The sequence below is a fragment of the Vibrio paracholerae genome (assembly GCF_037672085.1).
In the GTDB taxonomy this organism is placed as follows: Bacteria; Pseudomonadota; Gammaproteobacteria; order Enterobacterales; family Vibrionaceae; genus Vibrio; species Vibrio cholerae.
On the sequence record NZ_JBBHLM010000003.1, the window covers coordinates 1 to 18,425 of the forward strand.

Annotated in this window: 13 protein-coding genes; 8 read left to right on the forward strand and 5 right to left on the reverse strand. The window is 49.7% G+C overall.

Features of this window, described 5'->3' with window-relative positions:
* Positions 1 to 169: 169 nt before the first annotated feature.
* From R4537_RS17360 to trxA, 3 genes are all read right to left on the reverse strand, one after another.
* On the reverse strand, positions 170 to 1,159 hold the full coding sequence (locus R4537_RS17360; protein WP_071178626.1) for a hypothetical protein: 990 nt from the start codon (positions 1,157 to 1,159) through the stop codon (positions 170 to 172).
* 98 nt (positions 1,160 to 1,257) lie between these two features.
* Entirely contained in the window at positions 1,258 to 2,517 is a 1,260-nt protein-coding gene (gene rho / locus R4537_RS17365; RefSeq protein ID WP_002030702.1) for a transcription termination factor Rho, read from the reverse strand.
* 197 nt (positions 2,518 to 2,714) lie between these two features.
* Positions 2,715 to 3,041 carry a thioredoxin TrxA gene (gene trxA / locus R4537_RS17370; RefSeq protein ID WP_001280783.1) on the reverse strand — a complete coding sequence of 109 codons (327 nt, stop codon included), beginning with the start codon at positions 3,039 to 3,041 and terminating at the stop codon, positions 2,715 to 2,717.
* 111 nt (positions 3,042 to 3,152) lie between these two features.
* On the opposite strand from trxA, the gene rhlB reads away from it, so the two are divergent.
* Positions 3,153 to 4,466: an ATP-dependent RNA helicase RhlB gene (rhlB, locus tag R4537_RS17375; protein WP_071178625.1), complete on the forward strand. Its 1,314-nt coding sequence runs from the start codon at positions 3,153 to 3,155 to the stop codon at positions 4,464 to 4,466.
* Between the two features lie 7 nt (positions 4,467 to 4,473).
* On the forward strand, positions 4,474 to 5,967 hold the full coding sequence (gene gppA, locus R4537_RS17380; RefSeq protein ID WP_071178624.1) for a guanosine-5'-triphosphate,3'-diphosphate diphosphatase: 1,494 nt from the start codon (positions 4,474 to 4,476) through the stop codon (positions 5,965 to 5,967).
* Between the two features lie 122 nt (positions 5,968 to 6,089).
* Here gppA and R4537_RS17385 read toward each other — a convergent pair whose 3' ends face one another.
* Both R4537_RS17385 and R4537_RS17390 read right to left on the reverse strand, forming a co-directional pair.
* Positions 6,090 to 9,533, reverse strand: coding sequence for a hybrid sensor histidine kinase/response regulator (locus R4537_RS17385; protein ID WP_071178623.1), 3,444 nt, complete (start codon positions 9,531 to 9,533; stop codon positions 6,090 to 6,092).
* Positions 9,534 to 9,625: 92 nt separating this feature from the next.
* A complete protein-coding gene (locus R4537_RS17390; protein WP_071178622.1) occupies positions 9,626 to 10,816 on the reverse strand; it encodes a 3-phenylpropionate MFS transporter in 1,191 nt (396 codons plus the stop codon).
* Positions 10,817 to 11,075: 259 nt separating this feature from the next.
* Here R4537_RS17390 and R4537_RS17395 point away from each other — a divergent pair, with 259 nt between their 5' ends.
* The 6 genes from R4537_RS17395 to accC all read left to right on the forward strand — a co-directional run bounded on the left by R4537_RS17395 (position 11,076) and on the right by accC (position 18,397).
* Positions 11,076 to 12,899, forward strand: a complete 1,824-nt coding sequence (locus R4537_RS17395) for a CBS domain-containing protein (RefSeq protein WP_071178620.1) — start codon at positions 11,076 to 11,078, stop codon at positions 12,897 to 12,899.
* A gap of 8 nt (positions 12,900 to 12,907) precedes the next feature.
* Positions 12,908 to 13,537 (forward strand): 3'-5' exonuclease, encoded by a 630-nt coding sequence (locus R4537_RS17400; protein ID WP_071178619.1) that lies wholly within the window; start codon positions 12,908 to 12,910, stop codon positions 13,535 to 13,537.
* Between the two features lie 202 nt (positions 13,538 to 13,739).
* On the forward strand, positions 13,740 to 15,689 hold the full coding sequence (gene acs / locus R4537_RS17405) for an acetate--CoA ligase (protein ID WP_071178618.1): 1,950 nt from the start codon (positions 13,740 to 13,742) through the stop codon (positions 15,687 to 15,689).
* A 379-nt stretch (positions 15,690 to 16,068) separates the two neighbouring features.
* Positions 16,069 to 16,521 carry a type II 3-dehydroquinate dehydratase gene (gene aroQ, locus R4537_RS17410; RefSeq protein ID WP_071178617.1) on the forward strand — a complete coding sequence of 151 codons (453 nt, stop codon included), beginning with the start codon at positions 16,069 to 16,071 and terminating at the stop codon, positions 16,519 to 16,521.
* Between the two features lie 56 nt (positions 16,522 to 16,577).
* Positions 16,578 to 17,039: an acetyl-CoA carboxylase biotin carboxyl carrier protein gene (gene accB, locus R4537_RS17415; RefSeq protein ID WP_071178616.1), complete on the forward strand. Its 462-nt coding sequence runs from the start codon at positions 16,578 to 16,580 to the stop codon at positions 17,037 to 17,039.
* Between the two features lie 14 nt (positions 17,040 to 17,053).
* Positions 17,054 to 18,397 carry an acetyl-CoA carboxylase biotin carboxylase subunit gene (gene accC / locus R4537_RS17420; RefSeq protein ID WP_000884891.1) on the forward strand — a complete coding sequence of 448 codons (1,344 nt, stop codon included), beginning with the start codon at positions 17,054 to 17,056 and terminating at the stop codon, positions 18,395 to 18,397.
* The last annotated feature ends 28 nt before the right edge of the window (positions 18,398 to 18,425 follow it).

Genomic DNA, 18,425 nt, shown 5'->3' on the forward strand with positions numbered 1-18,425 from the left:
AATGCGGATCAATCGGATGGGTAATACGCTTTAGCTCCCCACGTTGCTCTAAATAGTCAAGAAAATCCCGTAAGTCCTTAAAATTCATAGGTCTACTACTCGTTGACAGCAATGACGGCAGTATAACAAACCTCAAGATTGTTCTGCGCCATTTTCTTACATTTGTTGGTTATGGATTCAGTACTGCTAAAATCGCTTGTTGTTTCACCGCGTGATTCGAGCTGACTAGCTCCTGCAACCATCCTTGATAACCTGATTGAGCAAGCATACTCGCAACCTGAGAGGCATTTTCACTTTGTCCTAGTTTCTCAATTAAGAATTGCTCCACCTCCATCGACATAGGGCGTATTTCGACCAATGCTTGCAGTGCCTCTTGCTTAAGACTGGGATTTTCGACAGCAAGCATTAATTGCTGCTTAGCAAAAGCATCGGCTTGCGCCGCTAAACGAGCAACCTCTTGCCTAATGTCATCATTGGCCTTCATTAACCAAAGCCTTTGATACAAGGCATGGCTTTGACTATGCCGCGCAAGTTGCACCATCACCGTTGCCGAAGGCAGCCAACTCGTTACTTGCTCAGTGGTGATTTGGCCAATCAAACGCTCCATGGCTTGCGGTGATAAACGATGCAACTCTGTGAGTAGTAAGCGCTGACGAGCTTCTGATTGAGCCAAAGAACCAGACAGCCACTCACGCAAATTGAGTTCGCCATTTTCTACTTGTAACACAAACATTACGATATCTTGTTGCTGCTGTGCTTGCTTTAACAGTCGATGGGCGATAGCGGCATAATCAAAAGCGGGAACAGAAAACTCATAACCGTCGCCCCGTTCAGCAATCAAATAGTTGGGAGTCTGTGATTTTTGGGCAGCAATGAATACGGCGAGCTCTTCCGTTAGGATCAACTGGCCTTGTTCAAATTTTTGCAATAGAAGAAAACGCACGACTTCTTGTGCGGGATAACTGATACGCTGCAAATTGAACTGTAAGCGATCCACTTCATTGTGCAGTGCGAGCAGATAAAGCTCTTCGACTTTCTGTTGGGTCTGTGACTCGGCGAGCCAAAGTTCACGCTCTGTTGCTGTGATATCACCACCAATGGCGTAACTCGGCAAACCTAACAAAAAGAGAAGAACGAGGCACAACCATCCTTGTTGCATACATTCCTCCTTGTTCGTTCTACATCAGTGTGGACACCACTGGCCTAGAACGCAAACAAAAACACCACCGCAAGGGTGGTGTTTGAGAGAACGCTCGATTACTGACGGCGCATTGCGTCAAAGAATTCATCGTTAGTTTTAGTCATAGCTAATTTATCAATCAGGAATTCCATCGCATCGGATTCGCCCATTGGGTGAACAATCTTGCGTAGAATCCACATCTTTTGTAGCTCATCGGTCTTAGTCAGTAACTCTTCACGACGCGTACCAGAGCGGTTGAAATCGATAGCCGGGAAAACACGCTTTTCAGCAATCTTACGGTTCAAGTGCAGTTCCATGTTACCTGTACCTTTGAACTCTTCGTAAATCACTTCATCCATCTTAGAACCGGTATCAACCAGTGCAGTAGCGATGATGGTCAAGCTACCGCCTTCTTCTACATTACGTGCTGCACCAAAGAAACGCTTAGGACGATGCAATGCGTTCGCATCCACACCACCGGTCAGTACTTTACCTGACGCAGGAACCACAGTGTTGTAGGCACGCGCTAGACGAGTAATCGAATCCAGTAAGATCACCACGTCTTTCTTGTGTTCAACCAGACGTTTGGCTTTTTCAATCACCATTTCTGCCACTTGTACGTGGCGCGATGCTGGCTCATCAAAGGTTGAAGCAACCACTTCACCTTTTACTAAACGCTGCATCTCGGTAACTTCTTCTGGACGCTCGTCAATCAGCAGTACCATCAGCACACACTCAGGGTGATTGCTCGCGATACTCTGAGCGATATTTTGTAGCAGCATGGTTTTACCCGCTTTTGGCGGAGCAACAATCAAACCACGCTGGCCTTTACCAATCGGTGCTGCCAGATCGAGAACGCGAGCCGTGATGTCTTCCGTGGAGCCATTGCCACGTTCCATCACCATACGTTCATTGGCGTGTAGAGGAGTTAAGTTCTCGAAAAGGATTTTGTTGCGGGCGTTATCTGGACGGTCATCGTTTACAGTGTTCACTTTGAGTAATGCAAAGTAACGTTCACCCTCTTTCGGCGGACGAATTTTCCCGGCAATTGAGTCGCCTGTACGTAGGTTAAAGCGACGAATTTGGCTAGGTGACACATAGATGTCATCTGGGCCAGCTAGGTATGAACTGTCTGCACTACGTAAGAAACCAAAACCGTCTTGAAGAATTTCCAGAACCCCATCGCCAAAAATGTCTTCACCACTTTTTGCGTGTGCTTTGAGGATTGCGAAAATAATGTCTTGTTTGCGTAGGCGTGCCAGGTTTTCAAGGCCCAGACTTTCGCCAAGCTTAACCAGATCAGACACAGGGGTGTTCTTGAGTTCTGTTAGATTCATTGTGGTGGATACTTAGTTAGTCAAAAAGGATCGTTGTTAAGTTAAGATGGATATGGTCTCAGGATTGACCAAGAAGTGAACAACTGTTTAATTAACGTGCGATAAACTAGCACTAAATATTAGCCTAGTCTAGAAATTGTTTTTTGCCAAAAACAAAACCGTACATATTGCTATGTACGGCTTGGCGGTCTGACTCATTACAGGTTCGCGTCTAAGAACTCTTTCAGTTGAGTCTTCGATAGCGCACCAACTTTGGTCGCTACCACACTGCCATCTTTAAACAGGAGCAGTGTTGGAATACCGCGGATACCAAACTTAGGCGGTGTTCCTGCGTTATGGTCAATATTCAGTTTACCGATAGTGAGTTTGCCTGCGTATTCGTCAGCCACTTCATCTAGGATCGGTGCAATCATCTTACAAGGACCACACCACTCCGCCCAAAAGTCAACCAGAACCGGGCCTGCAGCTTTGATTACATCGTTCTCGAAACCGTCATCGGTCAGCTGCAAAATTTTGTCACTCATCTTTCACTCCAATGTGATTTTCTGCACTGGTGATAACTCAACCAGTAAATAGATGCTCTATTGGAATGTATTTACTTCCGTATTGCAAGCGTAAGCTGATATTCTATAGCCATGAAAAAGACGCATATCACAGAGCATAAGTTCGCTGACTTTGGTTTACAGCCTCAAATTATTGATGGGCTGGAAAAAAAGGGGTTTGTTTACTGCACCCCTATCCAAGCATTGGCGTTGCCGGTACTGCTCTCCGGCCAAGACATCGCAGGCCAGGCCCAAACAGGGACTGGTAAAACGCTCGCGTTTCTCACTGCTACCTTTAACCATTTATTGACCACGCCAGCGGCTGAAGGCCGAGCGGAAACTCAGCCGCGCGCCATTATTATGGCCCCGACTCGCGAACTGGCAATTCAGATCTTTAATGATGCAGAACCTTTGTTGGCTTCGACCGGTCTGAAAGCCGCTTTGGCTTACGGTGGCGAAAGCTATGATAAGCAACTCGCAAAACTGCAAAGCGGCGTGGATATTCTGATCGGCACTACCGGACGAATTATCGATTTCTACAAACAGCGTGTATTCAACCTCAATCACATTCAAGCTGTAGTACTGGATGAAGCGGATCGCATGTTTGATCTCGGCTTTATTAAAGACATTCGCTTCTTGTTCCGCCGTATGCCAGAGCCCAAAGATCGTCTCAATATGCTGTTCTCTGCCACCCTATCTTACCGCGTGCAAGAGCTAGCTTTTGAACACATGAACAATCCTGAACATGTGGTGGTAGAGCCTGAGCAAAAAACTGGTCATCGCATTCAAGAAGAGCTGTTCTACCCGTCAAATGAACATAAGATGGCGCTGCTACAGACTCTGATCGAGGAAGAGTGGCCAGATCGCGCAATCATTTTTGCTAACACCAAGCACCGCTGTGAACAGATTTGGGCACATTTAGCGGGCGATAACCACCGTGTTGGTCTACTGACCGGTGATGTACCACAGAAAAAACGTGAACGTATTTTAGAGCAGTTCACCCAAGGTGATGTGGACATTCTGGTCGCGACCGACGTTGCGGCGCGCGGCTTACACATTCCTCAAGTGACTCACGTGTTTAACTACGATTTGCCTGACGATTGTGAAGACTATGTACACCGTATTGGTCGTACTGGTCGTGCGGGCGCGAGTGGTCACTCGATAAGCTTTGCGTGTGAAGAGTACGCGATTAATTTGCCGGCAATCGAAAGCTACATTGAGCATGCGATTCCAACCTCAGACTACGACCCTTCGGCTCTGCTGACTGACCTACCTGCGCCTCTGAGCCTACGTTCGTCACCGCAACAACGCCGTACGAATACCGTAGGTTCTCGCAATAATAATGGTGGCAATCGTAAACCTCAGCAACGCCGCCCACGCGCACCACGTCCAAAAAAGGAAGCCTGATTTCGCTATGAGCCAAGCCGTTTCTTCACCCTTGTATGCTGCCATTGATCTAGGTTCCAACAGTTTTCACATGTTGGTCGTGCGTCATATCGATGGCAGTGTACAAACGATGGCAAAAATCAAACGTAAGGTACGTCTAGCTGCTGGTCTGGATGAACATAACGCCTTGAGCTTAGATGCAATGCAAAGAGGGTGGGATTGTCTCAACCTTTTTGCCGAGCGACTGCAAGATATTCCCGCTGAGAATATCCGAATTGTTGGGACTGCGACCCTGCGTACCGCAACAAATGCCGGTGAGTTTATCGATAAAGCAAACCAGATTTTAGGTCATCATATCGATGTCATTTCCGGTGAAGAAGAAGCGGCCACTATCTATAAAGGTGTCGCACACACTTCGGGTGGTTTGGGGCGTCGCTTGGTTGTGGATATTGGTGGTGCGAGTACCGAGCTGATTATTGGTGAAGGTTTTGAAGCCAAAGCCCTCACCAGTTTGAAAATGGGTTGCGTGACTTGGTTAGAACGCCATTTCAAAGATCGTCAGCTGACGGCCACCAACTTTAATAACGCCATTTTAGCCGCCAAACAGATGCTGGATCCTATCCTCACCAAATACACTGAGCTTGGCTGGAATGTGTGTGTTGGAGCCAGTGGTACAGTGCAAGCGTTACAAGAGATCATGCTGGTGCAGGGTATGGATGAAGTCATTACTCTGACCAAACTCAAGCGTTTACAAAAGCAGGCTATGCTTGCTGATCATCTCGAAGAGCTGGATATCGAAGGGTTAACGCTGGAACGTGCTCTGGTTTTCCCAAGTGGCCTGTCGATTCTGATTGCGATTTTTGAATCACTGAACATCGAAGCGATGACGCTGGCGGGCGGTGCACTGCGGGAAGGTCTCGTTTATGAGATGGTTCAAGACCTACGCCAAGAAGATATTCGAGCGCGCACCATTCGCTGCGTACAAACCCGTTATCAGCTCGATAGCGCTTATGGCGATCAAGTTGCCACTCTCTCCAGTAAATTACTCGCGCAATGTGGCGGTGAAGCGTGGATCAGTGAGCCACAAGCAGAGATGCTGCTACGTACTGCCGCTAAATTGCATGAAATAGGCCTTAGTATAGATTTTAAGAAAGGTGGTGAGCATAGCGCTTACCTCCTACAAAACCTTGACTTGCCTGGTTATACCCGTGCACAGAAACACTTTTTAGGTGAAGTCGTACGTCGCTATCGCGAACAGTTAACATCTTTACCTGAACAATATGCACTGTCAGGCACCAGTGGTAAGCGCGTGCTACGTATTTTGCGTCTAGCGGTACTCCTGAGTCATAGACGCAGTACCGCATTAGAACCGAACGTGACACTGACCGCAGAAGACGACAAGCTTACGCTCACGCTTGACGGCGAATGGCTAGCAAAGAATCCACTGACTCGCACAGAGTTAGAGTTAGAAGCCAACCGTCAAACCGATATTGGCTGGCCTCTGTCGATTGAATGTCACTAAGCACTCATAAGCATTAAGCCCTCATCTGAGGGCTTAATGCTTACTGTACCTTCAATATTCCCAAACGACTTGAAGTTGCAAGTAGGCAGCGTATAGACAGCTGTTTTAAACAGACCATCGGCTCAAGACAGACTATTCAGTAAGGCTCTCAGTTTGAGGGGCTTAATCGGTTTAGCCATAAAGCGAAAACCGCTTGATTCAATCCCATCCAAGATATCGGGATTGCGATCGGCACTGATGATCACGCCAGCGAAACAATCCCCCAAACGCAAGCGACACTGCTGCAGCACTTCAAGCCCTGTCCGTCCGTTATCCAAGCGGTAATCAGACAAAATCACATCGGGGATCCATTGCCCTTCTAACGCTTTGAGGCTGCCATAAATATCGGTCGCAGTTTTGACTTCACACCCCCAACGCTCCAGCAAATCACGCATCCCAACCAAAATATCCGGCTCGTTATCGACACACAGCACACGCAGATGTTGCAGCTCTGAACCTTTCTCATTGACCATCGCAACCGTCTGAGTGAGTGACGGCTGAATTGGCTGAGCACGCTCTAAAGTAATCGAGAAAACACTGCCCTGCCCCGGCCAAGAGCGCATCGAAATGTGATTACCCAGTACATGGGCAATCCCTTTCGAAATCGCCAGCCCAAGCCCTAGACCTTGGTCGGAGCGTACCTGCCCACCGCGGTTAAACTCTTCAAAAATTTCCTGCTGCTTATCTTGCTCAATACCAATCCCGTTATCCCACACATCAATACGCACTTGCCCAGTGGCGACTCGGCGCACCCCGAGAATCACTTTGCCGTTCGGGTTATAACGAAACGCATTAGTCAGGAAATTTTGGATCACTCGGCGCAGCAATTTGGGATCAGAATGCACCCAAAGTGATGAAGGCACTAAGCTAAATTGCACACCTTGTTTGGCGGCGAGGGCACTAAACTCGGCATTGAGATTCGACAATACATCCATAATCGCAAAACTGTGCGGATGCAGATCGATTTTGCCGGACTCTAAACGCGAAATATCCAGCAAATCGCTGATCAAATCCTCCGCCGCGCCCAAAGCACTTTCAATATGGTGGGCAAGTTTCTGCACTTCTGCCTCTTTAGCCACTTCAGACAAGGATGAGGCAAACAGGCGTGCGGCATTCAATGGCTGCATCAAATCATGACTGACCGCCGCCAAAAAGCGCGATTTGGATTGCGATTCGCGCTCAGAACGTTGGGTCGCGGTGACCAGTTGTTTATTGAGCTTTTCTAGCTCCAAGGTACGCTGTAGTACGCGCTCTTCCAGCGTTTCGTTGGCCATTTTCAGGCTTTGTTCCGCTTCTCTAAACACCGTAATGTCAGTAAAGCTCATCACAAACCCACCGCCGGGCATCGGGTTCCCCTGCACCTCAATCACTCGCCCATCCGCTCGCACTCGCGAGGAGGTGTGACTTGTCCCTTGCTCTAAGTGATAGACCCGTCGCCGTACGTGATCTTCCGGATCGCCCGGCCCACATAAACCTTGCTGCGCGTTATGGCGGATCACATCCGCAATCGGCCGTCCCACTTGAATCAACCCTGGTGGAAACTCAAACAGCTCAAGATAACGCTGGTTCCATGCCACCAAACGCAACTGTTTATCCACCACGGCAATGCCTTGACCGATGTGTTCAATCGCCCCTTGCAACAAGCCGCGGCTGAAATCGTACAGCTCAGACGCCTCATCGACTATGGTCGCCACTTCCTCAAGTTGCATTTTGCGTCCTTGCAGCGCCGAGGTGAGCACCAACTTAGCGGACGAAGCACCAAATACCCCAGCCAGTACACGTTCGGTATGGCGGATCAAGGAGGAAGAGGCTTGCTGATTCGGTAGCAAGGTTTCACGCTGCTGACTCCAGTATTGAGCAAAGGCGTTGCGTACCCGAGTCCGCCCCACAAAGCGTGAGGCCAACATTTCCAGCTCACCCACAGTCACGCGACTTTGGTAAAGGCTCATGTTTTCGTTTTCGGGCAGCGGAGTACCGACAAACGCCGCAGCTTGCAAACGCTCACTTAAGCTGGCTCGTGTCACCAAAGACACACCGATATAGCACAAGGTATTGAGGGTCACGCTCAGTAGCATACCCCAATCCGCACTTTTTAAACCCAGAGCCACCAACCAATCTGGCGGAGTGATCACCCACAGCAAGACGTTATTGCTGGCATCGCCCGCCAGCATATCGGTGGCACTCATTAAGGTGATAAGCCACAGGGCAAAACCGACGGCTAAGCCGACATACACTCCCTTACGATTACCTTCTCGCCAGTACATACCGCCAAAAATCGCAGGGGCAAACTGGGTAATCGCCGAAAACGATAGAAACCCGATCGCCGATAACGAAGGAATACTGTCGAGTACCAGATAAAAACCCCATGCACCGAACAGCAAAAGTAAGATTAAGGTGCGGCGGATCACCACCAACAAACCGGAAAAATGACGATGAGTGCGCTGCGACAGGCGCATACGGCGCAGCAGTAGCGGCATCACTAGATCGTTCGACACCATGATGGATAGTGCGATAGTCGACACAATCACCATCCCCGATGCTGCCGATGTGCCCCCCAAGAAAGCCAGTAGCGCCATATCTTGCGCACTGGCGAGTACTGGCAAGCTAATCACGAAAGTATCTGGCGAAGAGTTGGGTAGCAAACCTTGTCCCGTCCAAGCAATCGGCAACACAAACAGGCTCATTAAGAGAAGATAAACAGGGAAGAGCCAGCGCGCGGTGTGCAGATCTTGCGGGCGCTCATTTTCTACGACCATGGTATGAAACTGGCGCGGCAGACACACAATCGCAATCATGGTCAGCAAGGTATGAATCAATAAGGTCGGCCAGTTTGGGGCTTGGTAAGTGCTGGACGCAATCGTTGAAAGCTCTAAACCGTCGGTACGCCACGCCAGATAAACGATAAACACCCCAACGCAGAGAAAGGCCACCAATTTGACGATCGATTCAAACGCGATCGCCATCATCATGCCGCGGTGGTGCTCGGTATTATCAATATGCCGAGTGCCAAACAGCATGGTAAACAGAGCCAGCGCCAACACCACAAACCAAGATACATGCGATTCTTGATAGCCGTACACTGTCATTAAATCGGGAGCGACAATGTTCAATCCCATAGTAATGCCGCGCAGTTGTAGCGCGATATACGGCAAAATACCCAAGACCGCGATCACCGTCACCGCCACGGCCAAACCCTGCGATTTACCATAACGGGCAGCAATAAAATCGGCGAGCGAAGTAATGTGCTCACGTTTAGCAATCAAAATCAGTCGCGCTAAAACTCGCCAACCAAACACAAACATCAAGATCGGGGCGATATAGATAGGCAGAAACGACCAAGGATTGACACTCGCCTGCCCAACTGTGCCGTAAAACGTCCACGAGGTACAGTAAACCGCAATCGACAAACTATAGATCCACGGCCGCCAATTGGCGAGCCAACGAGTTTGCCTGTCACCATACCACGCAATCAAAAACAGCACGCCGAGATACGCGAGCGAAACGGGAATTACCAACCAACCTTGCATCAGACATCCTTGCTGTTGCGAAATGAAAAAAGCCTCTCGATTGAGAGGCTTCTATTAAAACGAGGTTGTTTTTTGAACTCAATCAGCACGACTTAATTCTGTGCTTCAGGCTCCGCTTTCAGTGCATTGCCATCTTGTACCGTTGAAGGCGGGGTATCAATGCGGATCAATAATGCCAATCCGCCCATTGCGGCCATCGCCCAGAATACGGCAGAGCCCCAGTGCTCGTAACCCCATCCACTTAAGGTGGTCACCGCCGCAATCACCGCGCCGAGTGGAATCGCGTTATACAGGGCTTGCAGTGCCACCATTTTATTTTGCGGCGCATGCTGGATGTACTGAATCGCCGCGATATGCGCGATAGCAAACGTGACCCCATGCAGTAGTTGAATCGCCACTAAGGCCAGAATGGTGGTCGTGGAGGCAGTTAAACCCCAACGCGCAATAACTCCCAACGACGCCACTAAGAATAGCGTCCGCAGACTCCAACCCGCGAACCAGCGCTTACTGAAAGCAAACACCAAAACTTCCGCGACCACACCTAAGCTCCATAAGTAGCCGATGATGTCTTCTGAGTGACCCGCTTGTTTCCAATAAATCGAGCCGAAACTGTAATACGCCGCATGACTGCCTTGGATTAAGGCCACCAGCAGCAGAAATTTCACCACAGGCCACTCGGTAAGAAGCTCCTTCAGCTTCGGGCGCACCGCATGAGCCTCGTGCTCGGTGACTGGCATCGGTGTAATTTGGCGCAAACTCAGCAGCCAAGAGACGGCCACACCAACCAGCGCCGTGTACAGAATCATCGAACTGCCCCACTTGGCGACCAAGAATCCGACCACAGTCGAGCCGGCAATAAACGCGATCGACCCCCACAAACGAGTACGGCCATAGTCGAGCATTTTCAGCTTGGCGTAGTAGTTGGCCATAGCATCAGAAATCGGCACCACAGGGCCGCAGCATAGGTTAAACAGCACAGTGGCCAGCGCCATCAGCCAAAAACTGCCGCCCGTAAAAAAGTGAAAACCGACAAACAGCATTGCCGCGAAACTGAGCCAACGCAGCGCGGGCATCAGTTGCTCAACACGGTGTAAACGCGGCGTCAGCAGCAAATTCGCTACACAGCGCGTCGCAAAACCTATCCCAACTAAGACACCTATGTCGGTCGCTGAAACACCTTGGTCTTCAAACCAGAGTGACCAAAATGGCAAATAAACGCCGTAAGCAAAGAAAAAACCGATGAAATATTGCGAAATCCAACCGTAGGGAGTGGGGGTAAACATGATCGTTCCTAATCAAAAGGGGAGGTTTAAAGCGCGCACATTATGCATGTGGATTCGCGTCTAAAAAAGGGAAGATTAAGCAACTCATCGTTTCCCGATTGCTTATATCAACAGATTCCCCCTCAAATTGCCGGAGTCAATCGGCGGATCATCGCAGCTTAGAAAAGCCTTTGTTGCCTGCATTAGACCAAAGTCGTCTGGAGGGGCTGGGGAAATTTGTCACACTTAGTGAACCTGTCCCGATGATGAGTGCCACCTCATGCCTGATAAATTCAATATGCAGTCGCCACCGTTTAATCGACTAACGACTGAGCAGCAGCATCAATTGCGCAGTGGCTTGGATGTTGCCTATTTTCGTCAGCGCGATGTCTTGATTGATGGGCAACAACCTGTGACTCATCTACATGTTCTGATTAAAGGCACGGTTGAGGAACGCAGCCCTGACGGCAAAGAGGTGTTTGCACACTACGCCAATGATGACCTGTTTGATGTGCGCGCCATGTTTGAAGAACAGAGCAAACATCAATATATGGCGCTCGAAGACACCCTCTCCTACCTGCTGCCCAAATCGATTTTTTTGCAGCTGTACGAGCAAAATAGCGAGTTCGCTGCCTATTTCGATAATAACCTCGCCAAACGGCAAGAGTTGATTGAAGCCGCCGCTCAGCAGAAAAACATTGCCGAATTCATTCTGACCAAGGTCGACCGCTCGATTTATCACCCGCCTTTTATTCTGTCGCCGGAGCAGCCGATCCACAGCGTCACGCAACAACTCAAAGAGCGCGGGATTGATGCGGCTTTAGTCGCACTGCATCCCAGCGATCCAAGATTGGCGCACAACCACGCTCACCCTTATGCGATTGTAACGCGAACCAATATGCTGCATGCAGTGATGCTTGAAGGCCGCCCTTTGGATACGCCCGTCGGCGAGATTGCCACTTTTCCGGTATTGCACGTGGACGAGGGTGACTTCTTGTTCAATGCCATGGTGATGATGACGCGCCAACGCATCAAGCGAGTCATGGTGTGCCATGGCAATCAAGCAGTAGGTATTCTGTCTCTCATTCAAATACTGAGCGCCTTCTCTACTCACTCTCATGTTTTGACACTGGCGATTGCGCGTGCAGCCTCGATTGATGAGCTGGCACTCGCTGCCAACAAACAGCGCGAACTGGTCGAAAGCCTGATGTTACGAGGGGTTCGCACCCGTTTTGTGATGGAACTGATTGCCGCAGTCAATGAGCAGATCATCGAGAAAGCCTTTGAGTTAGTGGTTCCTCCAGCGTTGCACGATCAGTGCTGCTTAGTGGTGCTCGGCTCGGAAGGACGTGGCGAGCAGATCCTCAAAACCGATCAAGACAACGCGCTCATCATTCAAGATGGTTTGGAATGGCACCAGTGCCAGCCCATCATGGAGACGCTCACCCATACCCTGCTGCAGCTCGGCTATCCCCTGTGTCCCGGCAAAGTGATGGTCAATAACCCGAAATGGGTGCGCAGCCAGAGCGAGTGGAAACGCACTCTGTCTGATTGGGTGAAAGCCGCGCGCCCCGAACAAGTGATGGATATTGCCATTTTTGCTGACGCGCATGCGGTGGCAGGAAATCGTACGCTGCTTGCGCCTGTGAAAGCGCATTTGCAGCACTTGATGGCCGATCAAGAGCTCATCTTGGCGGAATTTACTCGCCCAGCACTCAATTTTTCGGTACCGCTGACCCTGTTTGGTAACGTAAAAAGCAGCAAGCAAGGGATTGATATCAAGCAAGGGGGGATTTTCCCTATCGTACACGGCGTGCGCGCCTTAAGCTTGGAACACGCAATTGATGCCAATAACACCTTTGATCGGATTGAAGCTTTAGTCAAAAAACGGGTTTTAGAACAAGAGACTGGCGATAACTTAAGTGAAGCCTTTAAGCTGTTTTTAAAACTGCGCCTCGCCCAGCAGCTTGGCAATCAGCACAGCACCAACCAACTCGACTTCAAACAACTCGACCGTACTGAACGCGATTTATTGCGCCATAGCCTGCATGTGGTGAAAAAATTTAAGCAGTGGCTCGGTTATCACTATCAAATTCGCGATTGAGGTGACTAATGAACTGGTTATTACGCCGTTATTGGCACGCGAAACTCAAAGGTTCTCCCTATCAACGGCTGTTTGAAACCGCGCGCCATCACGAGTACGTCTCGCTCGACTGTGAAACCACCAGCTTAGATCCTAAACGCGCTGAGTTAGTGACCATCGCCGCAACCAAGATCGTTGATAACCGCATTATCACCAGCCAACCCTTTGAGGTGCGCCTGTGCGCGCCACAATCGCTCGACTTGGGTTCAGTGCGGATTCACCGTATCCGCCACCAAGATCTGCACGATGGTCTGAGCGAAAAAGAGGCACTTCTCCAACTGATTGAGTTTATTGGCAATCGTCCCTTGGTCGGCTACCACATTCGTTACGATAAGACGATTTTGGATATCGCCTGTCGTAAACATCTCGGGTTTCCACTCCCCAACCGACTGATTGAGGTGAGCCAGATCTATCACGATAAACTGGAAAAACATCTGCCCAATGCCTATTTCGATCTCAGTTTAGAGGCGATCTGCCGCCATCTGGATCTGCCACTGCAAGACAAACATGATGCGCTGCAAGATGCGATTGCCGCCGCTTTGGTGTTTGTGCGTTTAACCAAAGGCGATCTGCCACAATTTATTGCACCGGGTGTGTAACGCCGAAAGTCGGCGGCGAGATCTCTCCCGCTTGTTTGCCGCTTATTCGCCTTGCACACATATCCCATCAGGCTTTCATCCTAAAGTCTAATTGTAGAAATCCCTGCTCTGACTGAGAGTTATAAACGAAACGAATTTCCTCCTCTCGTGTTTGAAACGCGCCCTTTCAGGAAATTTGCCGAATTCACAAGGAGAACCCGTAATGAGTGAAGCCCATATTTATCCGGTCAAACAGAACATCAAAGCGAATACGCATGCCGATAACGACACCTATCTGGCGATGTATCAACAGTCCATCAAAGATCCGGAAGGCTTTTGGAGCGAACACGGCAAAATCGTCGACTGGATTAAACCTTTCACCAAGGTGAAGCACACCTCTTTTGACCCAGGGCACATCGATATCCGCTGGTTTGAAGATGGCACGTTAAACGTTTCTGCCAACTGTATTGATCGCCATTTGGCAACCCGTGGCGACCAAGTCGCGATCATTTGGGAAGGCGATGACCCGACTCAAGACAAAACCCTGACGTATAAGCAACTGCACCAAGAAGTGTGCCGTTTTGCCAATGCGCTGAAAGAGCAAGGCGTACGCAAGGGTGATGTTGTCTGTATCTACATGCCTATGGTGCCAGAAGCGGCGGTTGCTATGTTGGCCTGTACTCGCATCGGCGCAGTACACACTATCGTCTTTGGTGGCTTCTCGCCAGAAGCACTGGCTGGACGCATTATCGACTCTAACGCCAAATTAGTGATCACTGCCGACGAAGGTGTTCGCGGCGGCCGCGCCGTTCCCCTAAAGAAAAACGTCGATGAAGCACTGTGCAATCCAGAAGTCAAAAACATCAGTAAAGTGATGGTTCTTAAGCGTACTGGTGGCAATGTCGCTTGGCATGAACACCGTGACATTTGGTGGCATGAAGCAACCGCAAAAGCGTCTGACCACTGCCCACCAGAAGAGATGAAAGCCGAAGATCCGCTGTTTATCCTCTACACCTCTGGCTCAACCGGTAAACCGAAAGGCGTATTGCACACCACTGGCGGTTATTTGGTTTATGCGACCATGACCTTCAAATATGTATTCGACTATCAGCCCAATGAAGTGTTCTGGTGTACCGCTGATGTGGGTTGGATAACGGGTCACTCCTATCTGGTGTATGGACCACTGGCGAATGGCGCAAAAACCATTCTGTTTGAAGGCGTGCCAAACTACCCCACCACCGCACGTATGAGCGAGGTGGTAGACAAGCATAAGGTCAATATCCTTTACACTGCGCCAACGGCGATCCGTGCGCTGATGGCCAAAGGTGATGAAGCGATTAAAGGCACTAGCCGTGACAGCTTGCGCATCATGGGCTCTGTGGGTGAACCGATTAACCCAGAAGCGTGGGAATGGTACTACCGCACGATCGGTAACGAAAAATCGCCGATTGTCGATACTTGGTGGCAAACCGAAACCGGCGGTATCTTGATCACGCCACTGCCGGGGGCAACGGCGTTGAAACCGGGTTCGGCCACACGCCCCTTCTTTGGTGTGCAGCCAGCGTTAGTCGATAACATGGGCGAAATTGTGGAAGGCGCAACTGAAGGCAACTTGGTGCTGCTCGATTCATGGCCGGGTCAAATGCGCACTGTGTATGGCGATCACGACCGCTTTGAACAAACCTACTTCTCTACCTTTAAAGGCATGTACTTTACCGGTGACGGCGCGCGTCGCGATGAAGACGGTTACTACTGGATCACAGGCCGTGTCGATGACGTACTCAACGTTTCGGGTCACCGTATGGGAACGGCAGAAATTGAATCCGCACTGGTGGCATTCAATAAGATTGCAGAAGCCGCCGTGGTCGGTGTTCCACACGATATCAAAGGCCAAGCGATTTACGCTTACATCACACTCAATGATGGGGTGTATCCGAGCGCTGAACTGCATAAAGAAGTGAAAGATTGGGTACGCAAAGAGATTGGCGCTATCGCGACACCGGATGTCCTACACTGGACCGATGCGCTACCGAAAACCCGTTCAGGTAAAATTATGCGCCGTATTTTGCGTAAAATTGCCACCGGCGATACCAGCAACTTGGGGGATACTTCAACGCTGGCCGATCCAAGCGTGGTTGACCGCCTGATTGCCGAAAAAGCACAACTTAAATAACAAACCCTGTGGCTTGAGGTTGTAGCCTCAAGTCACAAGGGAATACACCTTTGCTTGCGATTTCAAACTCCGGTGCACCTCATGGCCGGAGTTTTTGTTTTCTCTCGCCTATCTTCTGGGAACATGCGCTGAACTTTCCTGTTCAAGCCGATTAGGCGATGGCAAATCCCTCTAGCCCCCTATTTTGTTCACTTCCTTACCCATTTCACGCCCGAAACTAGGTGATTAGACCAGTAAATTGCTGCCATTTGTTATGAATTGGCTATAATCGTGGGCAATTTAATAAAATCCGCGAACTTTTGACAAAAACTTTATGTCGAATAAGTAAATTTGTGGGAAACTGCTTATTCACCACACAATAAAGGAAGATGACTACACAATGACTGCAAAATCTCGCATTCTTGTTCTTAACGGACCAAACCTCAATTTATTAGGTTTGCGTGAACCTATCCACTACGGCTCACAAACCTTAGAACAGATCGTAGCAACATTGCGCGATCAAGCGCAAAAAGCAGACATTGAGTTAGAACATCTGCAATCTAACCGCGAATATGAGTTGATTGAAGCCATTCACCAGGCCTTCGGCAAAGTGGATTTCATCATTATCAATCCGGCGGCCTTTACTCATACCAGTGTGGCGTTACGCGATGCACTGCTTGGGGTGGCGATTCCTTTTATTGAAGTGCATTTGTCCAACGTTCATGCACGCGAGCCCTTCCGTCATCACTCTTACTTGTCTGATAAAGCACAAGGGGTGATTTGCGGTTTAGGTGCCCAAGGTTACGAATTCGCTTTGTCTGCTGCAATCCGAGCATTGCAGGCCAAGCAATAAAGACACTCTGCGGCCCATTTGGGCTGTCTTATTCACAAGATAAAAGAGAAAGAAACATGGATATCCGCAAAATCAAGAAGCTTATCGAGTTAGTTGAAGAGTCTGGCATCGCAGAACTGGAAATTTCTGAAGGTGAAGAGTCAGTACGCATCAGTCGTTATGGCCAACCAGCTCCAGCACCTCAAGTGCACTACGCAGTCGCACCAGCACCAGTGGCTGCACCAGCACCAGTAGCTCAAGCAGCCGCGGTAGCAGAAGCACCAGCAGCAGCGAAAGTGCCAGCAGGCCATAAAGTGCTTTCTCCAATGGTAGGCACTTTCTACCGTTCACCAAGCCCAGATGCCAAAGCGTTTATCGAAGTGGGTCAAAGCGTTTCTGTTGGCGATACCCTATGTATCGTTGAAGCGATGAAAATGATGAACCAGATCGAAGCCGACAAATCTGGCGTTGTGACCGCGATTCTTGTTGAAGATGGTCAGACCGTTGAATTCGACCAACCGCTTGTTGTTATCGAATAATCGAGGCCACCTTTATGTTAGATAAAGTTGTCATCGCGAACCGAGGCGAAATTGCGCTTCGTATTCTTCGCGCTTGTAAAGAATTAGGCATTAAAACGGTTGCCGTGCACTCCACGGCTGACCGCGACTTAAAACACGTACTGCTGGCGGATGAGTCTATCTGTATCGGTCCTGCCAAAAGCATCGACAGTTACCTGAACATTCCACGCATTATCTCTGCGGCGGAAGTGACGGGCGCAGTAGCTATCCACCCGGGTTACGGCTTTTTGTCTGAAAACGCGGATTTTGCTGAGCAAGTGGAGCGCAGCGGCTTCATTTTTGTCGGCCCTCGCGCCGAAACCATCCGTTTGATGGGTGACAAAGTCTCCGCGATCAACGCGATGAAAAAAGCAGGCGTACCTTGTGTACCTGGTTCAGACGGCCCACTGGATAACGACGAAGCGAAAAACAAAGCGCACGCAAAACGCATCGGCTACCCAGTTATCATTAAAGCCTCTGGCGGCGGCGGTGGTCGCGGTATGCGTGTCGTACGTAACGAAGCCGAATTGACCAAATCTATTCAGATGACGCGTGCGGAAGCGAAAGCCGCCTTCAACAACGACATGGTGTACATGGAGAAATTCCTAGAAAACCCACGTCACGTTGAAGTGCAAGTCATCGCTGACGGTCAAGGCAATGCGATTCACCTCGGTGAGCGTGACTGTTCAATGCAGCGCCGTCACCAGAAAGTGGTGGAAGAAGCACCAGCACCGGGTATCACTGAAGAGATGCGTAAGTTCATCGGTGAACGTTGTACCCGCGCGTGTATCGAAATCGGCTACCGCGGTGCCGGTACCTTTGAATTCCTGTACGAAAACGGTGAGTTCTACTTCATTGAGATGAACACGCGTATTCAGGTTGAGCACCCAGTAACAGAAATGATCACTGGCGTTGACCTGATCAAAGAGCAGCTGCGTATCGCCGCCGGTCAACCGCTGTCTTTCAAACAAGAAGACATCAAAATTCGCGGCCATGCCGTTGAGTGTCGTATTAACGCGGAAGATCCAGAGCGCTTCTTGCCAAGTCCAGGCAAGATTGAACGCTTCCATGCACCAGGCGGCATGGGTGTACGTTGGGAATCTCACATTTACTCTGGCTACACCGTGCCAGCGCATTACGACTCGATGATCGGCAAACTCATCACTTACGGTGAAAACCGCGATGTGGCGATTGCCCGTATGCGTAACGCACTCAATGAGATGATTGTTGAAGGGATCAAAACCAATATCCCACTACAACAAGCTATCATGGCAGATGAAAACTTCCAGAAAGGCGGTACCAACATCCACTATCTGGAGAAAAAACTCGGCATCAAGTAAGCCGCCGTTTTTACTCTCATCGCGCATA

Bases quoted from the DNA above. Each gene is read 5' to 3' on its own strand.
- R4537_RS17360 (WP_071178626.1), bottom strand. From the start codon at position 1,159: ATGCAACAAGGATGGTTGTGCCTCGTTCTTCTCTTTTTGTTAGGTTTG.
- rho (WP_002030702.1), bottom strand. From the start codon at position 2,517: ATGAATCTAACAGAACTCAAGAACACCCCTGTGTCTGATCTGGTTAAG.
- trxA (WP_001280783.1), bottom strand. From the start codon at position 3,041: ATGAGTGACAAAATTTTGCAGCTGACCGATGACGGTTTCGAGAACGAT.
- rhlB (WP_071178625.1), top strand. From the start codon at position 3,153: ATGAAAAAGACGCATATCACAGAGCATAAGTTCGCTGACTTTGGTTTA.
- gppA (WP_071178624.1), top strand. From the start codon at position 4,474: ATGAGCCAAGCCGTTTCTTCACCCTTGTATGCTGCCATTGATCTAGGT.
- R4537_RS17385 (WP_071178623.1), bottom strand. From the start codon at position 9,533: ATGCAAGGTTGGTTGGTAATTCCCGTTTCGCTCGCGTATCTCGGCGTG.
- R4537_RS17390 (WP_071178622.1), bottom strand. From the start codon at position 10,816: ATGTTTACCCCCACTCCCTACGGTTGGATTTCGCAATATTTCATCGGT.
- R4537_RS17395 (WP_071178620.1), top strand. From the start codon at position 11,076: ATGCCTGATAAATTCAATATGCAGTCGCCACCGTTTAATCGACTAACG.
- R4537_RS17400 (WP_071178619.1), top strand. From the start codon at position 12,908: ATGAACTGGTTATTACGCCGTTATTGGCACGCGAAACTCAAAGGTTCT.
- acs (WP_071178618.1), top strand. From the start codon at position 13,740: ATGAGTGAAGCCCATATTTATCCGGTCAAACAGAACATCAAAGCGAAT.
- aroQ (WP_071178617.1), top strand. From the start codon at position 16,069: ATGACTGCAAAATCTCGCATTCTTGTTCTTAACGGACCAAACCTCAAT.
- accB (WP_071178616.1), top strand. From the start codon at position 16,578: ATGGATATCCGCAAAATCAAGAAGCTTATCGAGTTAGTTGAAGAGTCT.
- accC (WP_000884891.1), top strand. From the start codon at position 17,054: ATGTTAGATAAAGTTGTCATCGCGAACCGAGGCGAAATTGCGCTTCGT.